This window comes from Methylobacterium sp. NFXW15 (assembly GCF_049887755.1).
Taxonomy (GTDB): domain Bacteria; phylum Pseudomonadota; class Alphaproteobacteria; order Rhizobiales; family Beijerinckiaceae; genus Methylobacterium.
Genome location: NZ_JAGEKG010000003.1, coordinates 120,938 through 135,285, shown reverse-complemented (window position 1 = coordinate 135,285; position 14,348 = coordinate 120,938). Strand labels below are relative to the sequence as shown.

At 70.8% G+C, this 14,348-nt stretch carries 11 protein-coding genes; 9 read left to right on the top strand and 2 right to left on the bottom strand.

Translation table 11 applies throughout. The features are described from left to right. Positions 1–81 precede the first annotated feature (81 nt). The 7 genes from cpaB to J4O73_RS07835 all read left to right on the top strand — a co-directional run bounded on the left by cpaB (position 82) and on the right by J4O73_RS07835 (position 7,952). Positions 82–897 carry a Flp pilus assembly protein CpaB gene (cpaB, locus tag J4O73_RS07865; protein WP_426216194.1) on the top strand — a complete coding sequence of 272 codons (816 nt, stop codon included), beginning with the start codon at positions 82–84 and terminating at the stop codon, positions 895–897. A 20-nt stretch (positions 898–917) separates the two neighbouring features. Next, complete coding sequence (locus J4O73_RS07860) at positions 918–2,459, top strand: type II and III secretion system protein family protein (protein WP_426216857.1); 1,542 nt, start codon at positions 918–920, stop codon at positions 2,457–2,459. A 4-nt stretch (positions 2,460–2,463) separates the two neighbouring features. Then, entirely contained in the window at positions 2,464–3,204 is a 741-nt protein-coding gene (locus J4O73_RS07855; RefSeq protein ID WP_426216192.1) for a CpaD family pilus assembly protein, read from the top strand. Between the two features lie 63 nt (positions 3,205–3,267). Next, the gene (locus J4O73_RS07850) at positions 3,268–4,521 is read left to right on the top strand and encodes an AAA family ATPase (protein WP_426216190.1); all 1,254 of its coding nucleotides are present in this window, start codon (positions 3,268–3,270) and stop codon (positions 4,519–4,521) included. An 18-nt stretch (positions 4,522–4,539) separates the two neighbouring features. After that, positions 4,540–5,979: a CpaF family protein gene (locus J4O73_RS07845; protein ID WP_426216189.1), complete on the top strand. Its 1,440-nt coding sequence runs from the start codon at positions 4,540–4,542 to the stop codon at positions 5,977–5,979. 4 nt (positions 5,980–5,983) lie between these two features. After that, positions 5,984–6,973, top strand: a complete 990-nt coding sequence (locus J4O73_RS07840) for a type II secretion system F family protein (RefSeq protein ID WP_426216187.1) — start codon at positions 5,984–5,986, stop codon at positions 6,971–6,973. A gap of 10 nt (positions 6,974–6,983) precedes the next feature. Further along, positions 6,984–7,952: a type II secretion system F family protein gene (locus tag J4O73_RS07835; protein ID WP_426216185.1), complete on the top strand. Its 969-nt coding sequence runs from the start codon at positions 6,984–6,986 to the stop codon at positions 7,950–7,952. A 4-nt stretch (positions 7,953–7,956) separates the two neighbouring features. Here J4O73_RS07835 and J4O73_RS07830 read toward each other — a convergent pair whose 3' ends face one another. Both J4O73_RS07830 and J4O73_RS07825 read right to left on the bottom strand, forming a co-directional pair. Continuing rightward, positions 7,957–11,091 carry an efflux RND transporter permease subunit gene (locus J4O73_RS07830; RefSeq protein WP_426216183.1) on the bottom strand — a complete coding sequence of 1,045 codons (3,135 nt, stop codon included), beginning with the start codon at positions 11,089–11,091 and terminating at the stop codon, positions 7,957–7,959. Beyond that, on the bottom strand, positions 11,084–12,175 hold the full coding sequence (locus tag J4O73_RS07825; RefSeq protein ID WP_426216181.1) for an efflux RND transporter periplasmic adaptor subunit: 1,092 nt from the start codon (positions 12,173–12,175) through the stop codon (positions 11,084–11,086). Before J4O73_RS07825 ends, J4O73_RS07830 begins: the two co-directional genes overlap by 8 nt. A 242-nt stretch (positions 12,176–12,417) precedes the next feature. On the opposite strand from J4O73_RS07825, the gene J4O73_RS07820 reads away from it, so the two are divergent. Together J4O73_RS07820 and J4O73_RS07815 are read left to right on the top strand one after the other, a co-directional pair. Then, on the top strand, positions 12,418–13,422 hold the full coding sequence (locus J4O73_RS07820; protein WP_426216179.1) for an SDR family oxidoreductase: 1,005 nt from the start codon (positions 12,418–12,420) through the stop codon (positions 13,420–13,422). Positions 13,423–13,424: 2 nt separating this feature from the next. Beyond that, positions 13,425–14,294 carry an alpha/beta fold hydrolase gene (locus J4O73_RS07815; protein ID WP_426216177.1) on the top strand — a complete coding sequence of 290 codons (870 nt, stop codon included), beginning with the start codon at positions 13,425–13,427 and terminating at the stop codon, positions 14,292–14,294. Positions 14,295–14,348: the final 54 nt, after the last annotated feature.

Sequence of the window (14,348 nt, the reverse complement as noted above, 5' to 3'; positions counted from 1 at the left end):
TGTTTACACCAATCCGGCGCAACTCTCGGTCATGTTCGCCGACCCGGCGTCCCCTCGATTCCAGGTTCGACCGGAAGCCCGATGAAACCCGCCCGCCTCGCCGTCCTCGGCATCGCCCTCCTCGCGGGCAGCGGGGCCGCCTACCTGATGGGAGGCAGCCCCCCGCCGCCGCCCCCGCCGCCGGAGAAGGTGGTCCAGGCGCCCCCGCCGCCGGTCAGCGATGTGCTCGTGGCCGCCGCCGACGAGCCGATGGGGCAGGTGCTCCAGGCTGCCGACCTGCGCTGGCAACCCTGGCCGGACTCGGCCCTCTCGCCCGGCTTCGTCACGCGGAAAGACCATCCCAACGCCCTCGAAACGACCATCGGCGCCACGGTGCGCTCGGCCTTTCTGGCGGGTGAGCCGATCCGGGCCCAGAAGCTGGTCCGCCCCGAGAGCGGCTTCATGGCCGCGATCCTGCCTGCCGGGATGCGGGCGGTGGCCATCGTCACCGACAGCCGTGGCACCAACTCGGCGGGCGGCTTCATCCTGCCCAACGACCGGGTGGACGTGATCCGCACCTATCGCGACGACGCGGCGTCCAAGAATTCGGGAACGGATGTCCAGCTCTCGCAGACGATCCTGCGGGACATCCGGGTGCTGGCCGTGGGTCAGCTCATCCAGGAAAAGAACGGCACCAACGTCGTCACGGGCGAGACGGCGACCCTCGCCCTCACCCCCGCCCAGGCGGAGACGGTGACCCTCGCCCAAAAGATCGGCTCGCTCTCCCTGGCCCTGCGCAGCCTCGCCGATGCCGGGCATGGCCAGGACACCGCTTCGGCCGCGCCCGAGGAACAGCCCGCCGTCGATCCGGGCCTGACCGTGGTGCGCTTCGGCATCGCCCGCCAGCACACGCCGTGAGCGCCATGAAAGCCAGCCTCATGCCCTCTCGCCTCGCCCAACGCCGCCTCGGCGCCCTGGCCCTCGCCGCCCTCGCCGCCGTGCCCGGCCCGGCCAGCGCGCAATTGCGCGGCTCGCAGGATCGCGGAACCGTGGGCCCCGCCCCGGTCGTCACCGTGGGCGTGGCGGAGGCCAACACCAGCCGACGGGTCGAACTGACCGCTGGCCGCTCGATCATCGTCGACCTGCCGCGGGACGCCAAGGAGGTGTTCGTCGCCAACCCCGCCGTGGCCAACGCGGTGGTGCGCTCGACCCGCAAGGTGTTCGTGATCGGCATGGCCGATGGCGCCACCACGATCTTCATCATGGATGCGGAGGGCCGCCAGATCGCCGCCCTCGACGTGACGGTCGCCCGCGACCTGAATCTCTCCACCCTGCGCGATCTGCTGATGCAGAGCATCCCGAACGGCAAGTTCGACGTGCGCTCGTCCGGCGCCTCGGTGCTGCTCTCGGGTTCGGTCGGCTCCTCGGCGGAGGCGCAGCAGGCCATCGACATCGCCAACGCCTTCGTCGGGCTCGGCAGCGGCGGGGCCTCGGGCGGGGGGTCCACCGGCGGCGTCGCGGCGGGCGCGCGCGGCGCGGTGATCAACAACCTCACGATCCGCAACAAGGATCAGGTGATGCTGCGCGTCACCGTGATGGAGGTGTCGCGCAACGTCCTGAAGCAGTTCGGGATCAACATGACCGGCAACTGGTCGGCGCTGAACCCGCTCGGCTCGGCCACCGCCCCCGGCTTCGTCAACGCGCTGCCCTTCCCGATCACCGGCGGGACGACGCCGGCCGGCAACCAGATCCAGGCCTCGATCCAGGGCGGCGGCTTCTCACTGCAGGCGACCCTCAAGGCGTTCGAGCAGGCGGGCGTCTCCCGCGTGCTGGCCGAGCCGACCCTGACGGCGATCTCGGGCGAAGCCGCCAAGTTCCTGGCAGGCGGCGAATTCCCCGTGCCGTCCAACGCGGCGGCCTGCGTCGGTGGCCTGTGTCCGCCGCCCGGCATCGCCTTCAAGCCCTACGGCGTCGCGCTGAACTTCACCCCCGTGGTTTTGGCCGACAACCGCATCTCGATCCGCGTCGGCACCGACGTGACCGAGATCGATCCGCAGACCAGCTTCAACTACACCAACCCCAACGGCACCACGACCGCCATCCCCGGCACCCGCGTGCGCCGCTCGGAGACGACGGTGGAGCTGCCCTCCGGCGGCGTGATGATGACGGCGGGCCTGATCCAGCAGGTCAACAAGCAGGCGCTCAGCGGCCTGCCGGGCCTGATCAACCTGCCGATCCTCGGCGCCCTGTTCCGCTCCCGCGACTACCAGCGGCAGGAGACGGAGCTGATGATCATGGTCACGCCCTTCATCGCCAAGCCGGTGGAGCCGCGCCAGGTGAGCCGCCCCGACGACAACTTCGTCGACACGCCCGATACCCAGGCCGTGCTGCTCGGCCAGTTCAACCGCCTCTACGGCAAGGTCGGCGCCGCGCCGATCGCCCCCACCTACCGTGGCCGCGTCGGCTTCATCGTCGAGTAGTGCAATGACCGCCTCGCACAGCCCCACCCGGATGCGGCTCTCCCTGCTCTGCGCCTGCGCCCTCGCGGCGCTCGCCGGAGCCTGCAAGGCCGAACCCCCGATCACCACGGGGGCGATCGGCGCGTCCGATTATCGCGCGCGCCACCCCATCGTGCTGACGGACGGCGCCCGTAGCCTCGACGTGTTCCCCACCGGCCCCGGCCATCTCGACCCGCGCCAAGCCGACGACGTGGACGCCTTCATGCTCGAATACCGGCGCTACGGCCGGGGCGGGATGCTGATGGAGGTACCACGCGGCCTGCCTCCGGCCCGCGCGACCGCGACCGAGCGCACCGCCTCCCTGCTGCTACGCCGGGCGGCGGAGGACGGCGTGCCCCGCGGCACCGTCTCCACCTCAGTCTACGCCGCCGCCGCCCCCGACCTCGCGGCGCCGATCCGCCTGACCTTCACGCGCATGCAGGCCAAGGTGGCCGATGCCTGCGGAACCTGGCCCCAGGATCTCGGCGCCAGCAACTTCTCCTTCGACAACAGCAACCGCCCGGTCTGGAACCTCGGCTGCTCCACACAGGCGATGGTGGCGGCCCAGGTCGCAGACCCGATCGACCTCGTGCGCGGCCGCCCGGAGGGCCGGATCGACAGCGTGCGGCGTATCCGCGACGTCGGCCAGCTGCGCGAAGGCAAGGATCCGTCAACCCAGTGGCGTCAGGATGGTCAGGCATCCGTGAAGTCCCAGGTCGGCAACTGAGTTCTCCCGCCGGGGCGGCACGGTTCCGGCGCCACCTTGCGTTCCAACCCCGAGAGTCCCGTGATGGCGGAGCAGAGCGAGACGGCCGAACGGGTGATCGCCCCGGTTCCCCGGATCACGATCCAGGCCTTCTGCGAATTGTCGGAGACGGCGGCCATGATCGAGGCCGCCGCCGAGGACCGGCGGCTGCAGCGCGCCCGCGTGAAGGTTCGCATGGGCGGCGGCGCGGCGGCGATCGAGGCTTTCCGGCACGCGCCGACCCCGAACGTCATCATCATCGAGGTGCAGGGCGCCCGCTCGAAGCCGCTGGAATGCCTCGATGCCCTGGCCGAGGTCTGCGACGAGGGCACCCGCGTCGTCGTCATCGGCCATCTCAACGACGTGACGCTCTACCGGCAGCTGCTGCAGCGGGGCGTGTCCGACTATCTGATGGCGCCGGTCGATCCCCTGACGCTGATCGCCTCCATCTCGGAGATGTTCACCGCCTCCGGTGTGAAGCCCATCGGGCGCACGATTTCCGTGTTCGGCGTGCGCGGAGGCATCGGCGCCTCGACCGTGGCGCACAATCTGGCGTGGTCCGTCGCGCGCAGCCAGGGCGTGCCGACCGTGATCGCCGATCTCGACATCGCCTTCGGCACCGCCTCCCTGAACTTCAACCAGGATCCGCCCCAGGGCATCGCGGAGGCCGTCTTCGCCCCCGAGCGCCTCGACGCCGCCCTGGTGGAGCGGCTGCTCTCGAAGTGCAGCGACAACCTCAGCTTGCTCTCGGCCCCCGCGAGCCTGGACCGGACCATCGACCTCACCGAGCCCGCCTTCGACACGCTGATCGAGCACCTGCGGGCGACGGTGCCCTGCCTCGTCCTCGACGTTCCACATCAGTGGAACGCCTGGACGAAGCGCGTGCTGGCGGCCTCCGATGAGATCCTCGTCGTCGCCGGGCCGGATCTCGCCTCCCTGCGGAACGCCAAGAACCTGCTCGGCGCCCTCAAGCACGGCCGTCCCAACGACGCGCCGCCGCGCGTGCTGCTGAACGGCAGCGGCATGGCCAAGCGGCCGGAGATCGGCGCCACCGAGTTCGCCAAGGCCCTCGACGTGCCGCTGGCGGCGACCATTCCCTTCGATCCGGCCCTGTTCGGCACCGCCGCCAACAACGGCCAGATGATCGCGGAGGTACAGCCCGGCTCGAAGGTGGCCGAGCTGTTCAACGATCTCGCTGCCGCCGCCATCGGCCGGGTGGAGACGCGGCGCAAGAGCGGGGGCGCGAGCCTGCTCGAGCCGTTGCTCGCCAAGCTCGCCGCCCGCCGCAAGGCCTCGTGATGCGGGTCCGCAACGATCATGTTCGGTAGACGGCAATCCGGTTCGACGCCCACGCCTCCGCCCATCCCCCAGGCGCGGACGCTGCAGCAGCCCGCCCCCGCGCCATCGCCCGCGCGAGAGGCGCCCCCACAGGCGCGCGCTCCGGCTCCGATCGTGGTCGAGGCCCCGCGTTCGGACGAATACTACCGTACCAAGAGCCTGATCTTCGGCGCCCTCATCGAGGCGATCGACCTCACGCAGCTCGCCCATCTCGACGCGGAGACCGCGCGCGAGGAAATTCGCGACATCGTCACGGAGATCATCGGGCTCAAGAACATCGTCCTGTCGATTTCCGAGCAGGAGGAGCTGCTCGACGACATCTGCAACGACGTGCTCGGCTACGGCCCGCTGGAGCCTCTGCTGGCGCGGGACGACATCGCCGACATCATGGTCAACGGCGCGGGCCGGACGTTCATCGAAGTTGCGGGCAAGATCCAGCTCACCAGCGTGCGGTTCCGCGACAACCAGCAGTTGATGAACATCTGCCAGCGTATCGTGAGTCAGGTGGGAAGGCGCGTGGACGACGCCTCGCCGATCTGTGACGCGCGCCTGCCCGACGGCTCCCGCGTCAACGTCATCGCCCCGCCGCTGGCCATCGACGGACCGGCCCTGACGATCCGTAAGTTCAAGAAGGACAAGCTGACCCTCGACCAGCTCGTCCGCTTCGGCGCGATCTCGCCCGAGGGGGCCGAGGTCCTGAAGATCATCGGCCAGTCGCGCTGCAACGTCGTCATCTCCGGCGGCACCGGCTCCGGCAAGACGACGCTGCTGAACTGCCTGACCGCCTATATCGAGCACGACGAGCGCGTCATCACCTGCGAGGACGCGGCAGAGCTGCAATTGCAGCAGCCGCACGTGGTGCGCCTGGAAACCCGCCCGCCCAACATGGAGGGTCAGGGGCAGGTGACGATGCGCGACCTCGTCAAGAACTGCCTGCGTATGCGGCCCGAGCGGATCATCGTCGGCGAGGTGCGCGGCCCGGAGGCGTTCGATCTCCTCCAGGCCATGAATACCGGCCACGACGGCTCGATGGGCACGCTGCACGCCAACAGCCCGCGCGAGTGCCTGTCGCGTATCGAATCGATGATCTCCATGGGCGGGTTCACCCTGCCCTCACGGACTCTGCGCGAGATGATCTGCGGCTCGATCGACGTGATCGTTCAGGCGACCCGCCTGCGCGACGGCTCGCGCCGCATCACCCACATCACCGAGGTGCTGGGGATGGAGGGGGAGGTCATCACCACCCAGGATATCTTCCTCTACGATATCCTCGGCGAAGACGCGAACGGCAAGATCATCGGCCGCCATCGCTCCACGGGCGTGGGCCGCCCACGCTTCTGGGAGCGCGCCCGCTATTACGGCCTCGAAGGCCGCCTCGGCGCGGCGCTCGACGCCTCCGAAGTCGTCGAAGGGGCATGAGGCCATGCCCGATCTCGATTCGCTCTTTCCTGGACTGCCCGTTGCCGCAGGGCTCGCAGGGCTCGCCATCGCCCTCCTGACCTATGCCGCGATCATCGCCCTGATGCCGGGGCAGCGGCGGGCGGGTAAGCGCCTGAAGGTCATCGCCGTCGCCCCCGTGACGGCAGCGGGCCGGTCCGTGAACGTCAACCGGCGCGATCAGGTCGCCAAGACGCTGGGCGAGATCGAGGCGAAGGCCAAGGGCGCGACCAAGGTCACGCTGGACCTGAAGCTCGCCCGCGCGGGGCTCGACTGGACCCCGAAGACCTACTGGACCTATTCCGGCGTCTTCGGCGTGATCGTCGGCTTCCTGCTGTTCCTGCTGACGGATAGCCCGTTCGCGGCGTTGGGCGGCGTGTTCTTCGGCGCGTTCGGCCTGCCGCCTTTCCTGCTGCGTCACCTGCGCCTGCGCCGGATCGCGAAGTTCAACAAGGAACTGCCCAACGCCGTCGACGTGGTGGTGCGCGGCATCAAGACCGGCATCCCGGTCGGCGATTGCTTCCGCATGGTCTCCCGCGAGGCGGAGGAACCCCTGCGCGGCGAGTTCCGCACCGTGGTTGAGACGCAGGCCCTCGGCCTGTCCCTCGGCGACGCGGTGTCCCGCCTGCACGAGCGGGTGCCGACGGCCGAGGTGAACTTCTTCTCGATCGTCATCAACATCCAGCAGCAATCGGGCGGCAACCTCTCCGAGGCGCTGAACAACCTGTCGCGAGTGCTGCGCGACCGGGCCAAGATGCGCGGCAAGATCCAGGCGATGAGCATGGAGGCCAAGGCCTCCGCCTCGATCATCGCCGCCCTGCCCTTCGGCGTGGCGGGCATCACCACGCTGACGAGCCCGGACTACATCTCGCTGCTCTGGACGACCGACGCCGGCAAGATCGCCCTGGTGGGCTCGGCGATCTGGATGACCATGGGCATTCTGGTCATCAAGAAGATGATCGCCTTCGAAATCTGACGGGGACGGCATGGTCGAGGAGATCGCCGCAAAGCTGTTCGATCCGCGCTTCGTGGGCAGCGCGCTGGCGGCCATCGCCGCCGCGGCCACGGCCTTCGCCGTGGCACAGCCCTTTCTGGAGCCGGACAAGCTCGGCAAGCGGATGAAGCTCGTGAGCGACGAGCGCGAGATCATCCGCCGCCGCGAGCGCGAGAAGCTGACGACCAAGGGCAGCCTGCGCACCGAGCCCAAGGCGTACATGAAGGAGATCGTGGAGCGGTACAATCTGCGCCGATGGCTCGGCACGGACACCGCCAAGCGCAAGCTCCTGATGGCGGGCTATCGCGGCCAGGGCGCGGAAACCGCCTTCCTGTTCTTCCGCCTCGTGACGCCGGTGGGCGCCAGCATCCTGGCGATCTTCTACCTGTTCATCCTGGAGGCGGTCGACGTCACGTTCCTGACCCGCGTCGCCATGACGATCGGCGCGGCGTTCATGGGCATCAAGGCGCCGGAACTGTTCCTCGTGAATGCCGCCAAGAAGCGCCAGACCGAGATCCGCAAGGCGTGGCCCGACGCCCTCGACCTGACGCTGATCTGCGTCGAATCGGGTATGGCCATCGAGAACGCCTTCCGGAAGGTGAGCACCGAGATCGCGGTCTCGTCCGTCGTCCTCGCCGAGGAGCTGGCGGTGATGGTGGCCGAGATGTCGTTCCTGCCGGACCGCCGCCAAGCTTACGAGAACCTCGTGATGCGCACCGGCCTGGAGCCGGTGAAGTCGGTGGCCATCGCCCTCAGCCAGGCGGAGCGCTACGGCACGCCCGTGGGTCAGGCGCTGCGTGTGCTCGCGCAGGAAAGCCGCGACGCGCGCATGATCGAAGCCGAGAAGAAGGCCGCCGCCCTGCCGCCCAAGCTGACGGTGCCGATGATCCTGTTCTTCCTGCCGGTGCTGTTCGTGGTGATCATCACCCCGGCGGTGATCCAGATCATGCGCACGCAGTAGAGGTTCAGGTCGCTTCCGCGATGTCCTCGTCCCGCCGGAAGCGCGCGAAGCGCCTGGCGAGGATCGGCAGGATCGTCAGGTTGAGCACGGTCGAGGTGACGAGGCCGCCGAGGATCACGGCCGCCATCGGGCCCTCGATCTCGCGGCCGGGCTCCCCGGCGCCGAGCGCGAGGGGCAGGAGCCCCAGGCCGGTGACGAGGGAGGTCATCAGGATCGGCACCATCCGGTCGGCGGCGCCCTCCGCGACGGTGGCCGCGTTCCAGGGACGGCCGTCGCGGGTGACCATCTGCTCGTAATGGGCGATCATCATCACGCTGTTGCGCAGCGAGATGCCCGCCAGCGTGACGAAACCCACGATGGAGCCGAGGGACAGGGTGCCCCCGGTCATCACGACGGCCGCGACCCCGCCGACGAAGGCGAAGGGGAGGTTGGCGAGCACCAGAGTGAGGTTCGCCCCAGAGCCCGTGACGACGGCCAGCAGCACCACGATGCCGAACCCGGCAAGGGCCGTGTGGAACAGGAGATCGCGCCGCGCCCGCGCTTGGGCTTCGGCCGCCCCCGCGAAGGTGACGTAGACGCCTGCGGGCAGCCGCACCTCCTTCGCGATCTTGCGCTTGGCCGCCGCGACGAACCCCGCCACGTCCCGCCCGACGACGTTGGCGGTGACCGCCTGCACCCGCTGCGCGCCCTGGTGCTGCACCTGATAGCGCCCGGTGCTCTCGTACACGTCCGCCACCTGCGACAGCCGGAGATAGCGCCCGCCGGGGGTCCGCAGGGGCAGGTCCCCAACGAGGCTCAGCCGGTCGCGGGAGCGCCCGTCGAGCAGGACGATGACGTTGAACACGGCATTGCCCCGGTAGGTCTGGCCGACGACGTCGCCCTGGTAGGCGGTGCGGACGGTCTCCAGCACGTCCACGGCGTCGAGGCCCCAATGGCGCAGATCGACCTGCCGCAGGGCGACCGTCAGCTGCGGCAGCCCGGCCGGGGCGGCCTGCTGCACGTCGCGGGCGCCCCGCACCTCCGCGAGTTCCCGCGCGACGGCACGGGCAGCGGCCTCGATCCGGTCGAGATCGTTGCCGACGACGTTGACGACGACCGGAGCGGTGAAGCCCGAGATCACCTCCTCGATGCGCTCGGTGAGGAAGGATTTCAGCGAGAAGGCGGGCCCCGGAAACCCGGCGATCAATTCGCGGATCCGCCCCTCGATACCCCGCTGCGCCGCACCGTCGAGTCCGTGTTCGAGGTCGATATGGATCTCGCTGTAATGCGGGCCGGCCGTATCCTCGCCCGCCTCGGCCCGGCCGATCTGGGAGGCGACGGCGCGCACGCCGGGAATGCCCTTCAGTTCGGCGGTGATGAGCGTGCCGAGCCGTTGCGATTCCGTCAGCGAGGTGCCCGGGGCGGCGACCATGTGCAGGATCAGGTGCCCCTCCCGCAGGTCGGGGAGGAAGGACAGGCCGAGCCCCGGCACCAGCGCCGCCCCGGCGAGTGTCGCCGCGAGTCCCGCAGCCATCACGAGACGCGGCGCCCGGCCCGCGCGGTCGAGCAGCCGCAGGTAGAGCCCTCGCGTCCAGCGCACGGCGGGCGGGTCGGCGACGGGGCCGGTCCGCCCGGCCTTGCCGCCGAGCAGGAGAAGGGACAGGGCCGGCGTCACCGTGAGGGCGACGACGAGCGAGGCCACGACGGCGGCGACATAGGCCAGGGCCAGCGGTCCGAACAGGCGCCCGGCGACGCCGGTGAGCGCCAGGACCGGCAGGAACATCAGCAGCACGGCGAGCGTCGCGTAGGCGACGGAAGACCGGACCTCGAGGATGGCGTCGAGCACCAGCCGCGCCCGCCCGCCTCGTGTCGTCCGCCCGGCCTCGCGCAGGCGGCGGGTGACGTTCTCGACCCCGATCACCGCATCGTCCACCACCTCTCCGATCGCCAGCGCGAGGCCGCCGAGCGTCATGGTGTTGAGGCTCTCGCCCAAGGCCTGGAGCACCAGGGCTGCCGAGACCAGCGACAGGGGAATCGCCGCCGCGCTGATGAGCGCCGTGCGCCAATCCGCCAGGAAAACGAGGAGCACGATCACCACCAGCCCACCGCCGAGGCCTAAGGCGAACAGCACGTTGCCGGTGGCGACCCCGACGAAGTCGGCCGGGCGGAACAGGTCGGGGCGCAAGGACACGCCCTCGCGCTCCAGGGCGGGGCGCAACTCGTCGAGGGCGGCTTCGAGCCGGGCGGTGACGGCGAGGGTATCCACGCCGACCTGCGCGCCGACCATCAGGAGCACGCCGGGCTTGCCGTCCACCAGGGCGGCGCTGATCGCGGGTTCCGGCGCGGCGGTGACGGTGGCCACATCCGCCAGGATCACGCTGGCCCCGCCCTCGTTCGCCAACACCGTCCGTCCCAGGGCCTCCGGGGTCAGGGCCTGCCCCTCGGTGCGCAGCACGATCCGTTGGTTCGCGGTCTCCACGAAGCCTGCCCCGCGCACGCCCGTTGCCTTGCGCGCGGCGGCGAGCACGTCGTTGAGGCCGATCTGGTGGCGGATCAGATCATCGGGACGCACCTGCACCTGCAGGGAGCGCACGGCCCCGCCATAGATCGAGACCTGGGCGATGCCCGGCACCGCCTGAAGGCGCGGGCGCACGGTCCAGTCGGCCAGGGTGCGCAGGTCCATGGCATCCCGCCGCTCGGAGGTGAGGCCGACGAGGAGCACCGTGAGGGTCGAGGAGGTGAGCGGCGTCATGGCGGGCGCCGACACGCCCTGCGGCAGGCGCCCCGGCAGGGCGGCGATGCGCTCGTTCACCCGCTGCCGCAGTTGATCGACGCTGCTGCCGGGGCGGAAGGTGGCCGTGACCACCGAGAGGCCCTGGATGGAGGAGGAGCGTAGGGTTTGCAGGCCGGGCAGGCCCGCCACCGCCCCCTCCACGATCTGCGTCACCAGGACCTCGACCTGTTCCGGGTCGAGGCCCGGCGCCTCGGTCTGGATCGTGGCCGTGGGCGGGGTGAATTCCGGGAACACGTCGTAGCGCGCGCCGGCCAGGGCATAGAGCCCGAAGACGAGGAGCGCGCAGGCGAGCGCCAGCACCACGCGCGGCAGCCGGACCGAGGCATCGATCAGGGCGGCCTGCAAGCCGGAGGGACGCTCAGTCATCGTCGTCGCCGACCACGCGAACCCGGCTGCGCATCTCCTCGGACAGGAGCGCCTGCGCCCCCGACAGGACGATCTCGCCCTCTTCGGGCAGGTCGGCCACGACGAACCCGTCCGCCGACATCGGCGCGTCGGTCCGCACCGGGTGGCGGACATAGGTGTCGTTCCCGAGGCCGCGGTAGACCCAGGTGCCGCCCTCGGCATGGACCAGGGCGTCCTCCGGCACGAGCACACCGGTCGTCGTCCTGCCCGTGGGCAGGAAGGCCATGACGCTCATGCCCGGCAACAGGCCGCTCTCACCGGACACGAGGTAGTAGAAGCTCTGCCCCTGGATGCGCGGGTCGGTTCGCGTCGCGGGGGAGACGAGGCGCAGGCTCACCCGCACGCTCTGCGGCGGCACCTCGGCGAAGGCGGTGTGAGGCGCCTGCGTCAGGTTTTCCCCCGGCGGCAGGGTGACCTGCATGAGGAAGTCCTCGCGCTCGATCAGGCGGGTCACCAGGGAGCCGCGCTCGATGATCGCCTTGCCGATCACCGAGCCCCATTCCTGCCGGGCCGTGGCGGCGAGCGTCCGCACCTGCGAATCCGCCGCCGTCACCGCCGCCTGGTCGGTCAGCGCCGTGCCTTCGGCGGTCTCGATCTGCGCGGTGGCGATCGCCGCCGCGCCGAGACTCTTGAGCCGCCGTGCGGCGCTCACCGAAACCTCGGCGCGGGCGCGGGCGGTTTGAAGGGCGGCGACCGCGCCGGCATAGCTGTTCGCCAGTTCCGTGACGCGGGCGAGGTCGAGGATGGTGCCGTAGCCGGTGGATTCCCGCGGATGCGGCCGGGCGTGCAGCACCTGCGTGACGATGCCGACCCGCGCCCGCTCGGCGGGCGTGAGATGCACGATCGTCCGCCCGTCTTCGATGGCGGTGCGCGGGGCAGGCAACCGCACGGCGGGGGCCGTTGCGCGGTCGGGCAGCAGCGCCTCCAGGGTTTCCCGCCATCCTGCCAGGGCCGCCGGGACCTCGGGCCGCGTCACGGCGAGCGCCCCGCCCGCGACGAGGACGAGAAGCGTTCCGGCGAGCAGGACCCTGCGTGCCTGACCCACGGCGGCCCCCTCCCTCACAATTGCCGAATCATCCCGGTTTCGAGCCGGGATACACGCTGCGACCGGCATCGCATACCCGCGCGGAGCACATCCACAGGAGATCCCTGCGATACGGCGTCGATGAGGCCGGGATCGGCGCGGCGGCGCGTGACCTCCCGGGGCCTGCGGAAACTTGAGCGCTCCTCCAGGGGTAGCCAACCCGAGCGGCCCCGCGATCCGGGGCGTCCCGGAGACGAGCGACCATGCGGCACAAATCCCTGGCGGACCAGACCATCGTGATCACGGGCGCGTCGTCCGGCATCGGGCTCGCCACCGCGCGGATGGCCGCCGCCAAAGGCGCGCGGGTCGTGCTCGCGGCCCGCAGCGGCGCGGCCCTCGACGCCATCGTCGCCGACATCACGCGTGAGGGCGGGCAGGCCGTCGCCGTGGGCGCGGATGTCGGCGAGCGGGCGGAGGTGGAGGAGATCGCCGCGCGGGCAGTGGCCGAGTTCGGCGGCGTCGACACCTGGGTGAACAACGCCGGGCTGACGATCTACGGCGCCCTGGGCGACGTTTCCGAGGAGGACCACGAGCGCCTGCTGCGCACGAATTTCTGGGGCACCGTGAACGGGTCGCTCGTTGCCGTCGATCTGATGCGGCGGCGGGGCGGCGCGCTGATCAACATGGGCTCCGTCGCCTCCGATCTCGCCTTCCCCTACCAGGGCATGTACTCGGCCTCGAAGCACGCGGTGAAGGGCTTTACCGACGCCCTGCGCATGGAACTGCGCCTCGCCGACGCACCGATCTCGGTGACGCTGATCAAGCCCACCTCCATCGACACCCCCCTGCCCCGCCGGGCACGCAACTACATGGACCGCGAGCCGTCCCTGCCGCCGCCGGTCTACAGGGCCGAGGAGGTGTCGCGGGCGATCCTGCACGCGGCCGTCCGTCCGCAGCGGGACATCGTGGTCGGCGGGGCGGGCAAGCTGTTCATCGCGGGCAAGGAATTCGCACCGGGGGCCTACGACCACCTCGCCGGGCAGATCGCCACCTTCCAGAAGCGGACGATGGCGCCGCGTCGGCCTGCAGGCGCGCTCCACGCGCCGCAACAGGACGATACCGGCCATGTCCACGGCGACCAGCCCTTCCCGGTGCTGCGCCGGAGCGCCTACACGCGGGCGAGCCTGCATCCCCTCGCCACCGCCTCGGCGGTTGTCGGCCTCGGCCTCGCCGCCGCGACTCTTCTTCGTCCCGGGCGGCGCTCCTGAGCATGGACGCGGAAACCAGTGAGGTCGCGCGGCGCTTCGTGCCGCTCGGCGAGGGCGGCAGCATCGCCTATGCCGAGACCGGCGAGGGCGAGGCGATCGTGCTCATCCACGGCACCCTCATGGCCCTGGAGGATCTGTGGTTGCCGCTGGCCCCGCGCCTCGCGGCCCGGCACCGGGTGATCGCCCTCGACCGGCCCGGCCACGGCCTCAGCACCCGGCGGCGCCTCGTGGATGCCTCGCCCTGGCGGCAGGCGGCGGCAATCCGCGAGGCTCTGGACCGGCTCGGCCTCCACCGGCCGGTTCTGGTCGGCCATTCCTTCGGGGCGACGGTGGCGCTCTGCCTCGCCCTGTCCGATCCGGACGCGGTGGCTGGCGTGGTCGCGATGGCGCCGCTCTGCTTTCCCGAGCCACGCCTCGAACAGATCCTGTTCGGGCCGCGCGCCCTGCCAGGGCTGGGCGACGGGCTCGCGCAGGTGCTGGCAGGAAGCCTCGACCGGGCGATGCTGCCGCTCCTGTGGCGGGCGATCTTCCTGCCCCAGACGGTCCCGCCGGATTTCGCCGTCCGCTTTCCCTGGGCCCGCGCCTGCGGCCCGGCACGGATGATCGCGGAGGGCGAGGACGCGATGAGCACCTGGACCGCCCTCGGCCGGGCAGCGGCGGCCTATCCGACCTGCCGGGTGCCCGTGCGCTTCTTCGGCGGCACCGCCGATCTGGTGGTCAACAATGCCCTGCACGGCGCCCTGGCCGCCACCCTGATGCGAAGCGCACGCTTCACGTGGCTCCCCGGCACCGGCCACATGCTGCACCATTTCCACCAGGACCGCGTCGTGGCGGAGGTGGAGGCGCTCACGCAGGCCGCCGCGACGACCTGACGGCGCAGAGCACGGCGAGCGAAAGAAGCGACGCACCTCGCACTCACGAGCCCC

Bases quoted from the DNA above. Each gene is read 5' to 3' on its own strand.
- J4O73_RS07820 (WP_426216179.1), top strand. From the start codon at position 12,418: ATGCGGCACAAATCCCTGGCGGACCAGACCATCGTGATCACGGGCGCG.
- J4O73_RS07830 (WP_426216183.1), bottom strand. From the start codon at position 11,091: ATGACTGAGCGTCCCTCCGGCTTGCAGGCCGCCCTGATCGATGCCTCG.
- J4O73_RS07840 (WP_426216187.1), top strand. From the start codon at position 5,984: ATGCCCGATCTCGATTCGCTCTTTCCTGGACTGCCCGTTGCCGCAGGG.
- J4O73_RS07855 (WP_426216192.1), top strand. From the start codon at position 2,464: ATGACCGCCTCGCACAGCCCCACCCGGATGCGGCTCTCCCTGCTCTGC.
- J4O73_RS07845 (WP_426216189.1), top strand. From the start codon at position 4,540: ATGTTCGGTAGACGGCAATCCGGTTCGACGCCCACGCCTCCGCCCATC.
- cpaB (WP_426216194.1), top strand. From the start codon at position 82: ATGAAACCCGCCCGCCTCGCCGTCCTCGGCATCGCCCTCCTCGCGGGC.
- J4O73_RS07815 (WP_426216177.1), top strand. From the start codon at position 13,425: ATGGACGCGGAAACCAGTGAGGTCGCGCGGCGCTTCGTGCCGCTCGGC.
- J4O73_RS07835 (WP_426216185.1), top strand. From the start codon at position 6,984: ATGGTCGAGGAGATCGCCGCAAAGCTGTTCGATCCGCGCTTCGTGGGC.
- J4O73_RS07860 (WP_426216857.1), top strand. From the start codon at position 918: ATGCCCTCTCGCCTCGCCCAACGCCGCCTCGGCGCCCTGGCCCTCGCC.
- J4O73_RS07850 (WP_426216190.1), top strand. From the start codon at position 3,268: ATGGCGGAGCAGAGCGAGACGGCCGAACGGGTGATCGCCCCGGTTCCC.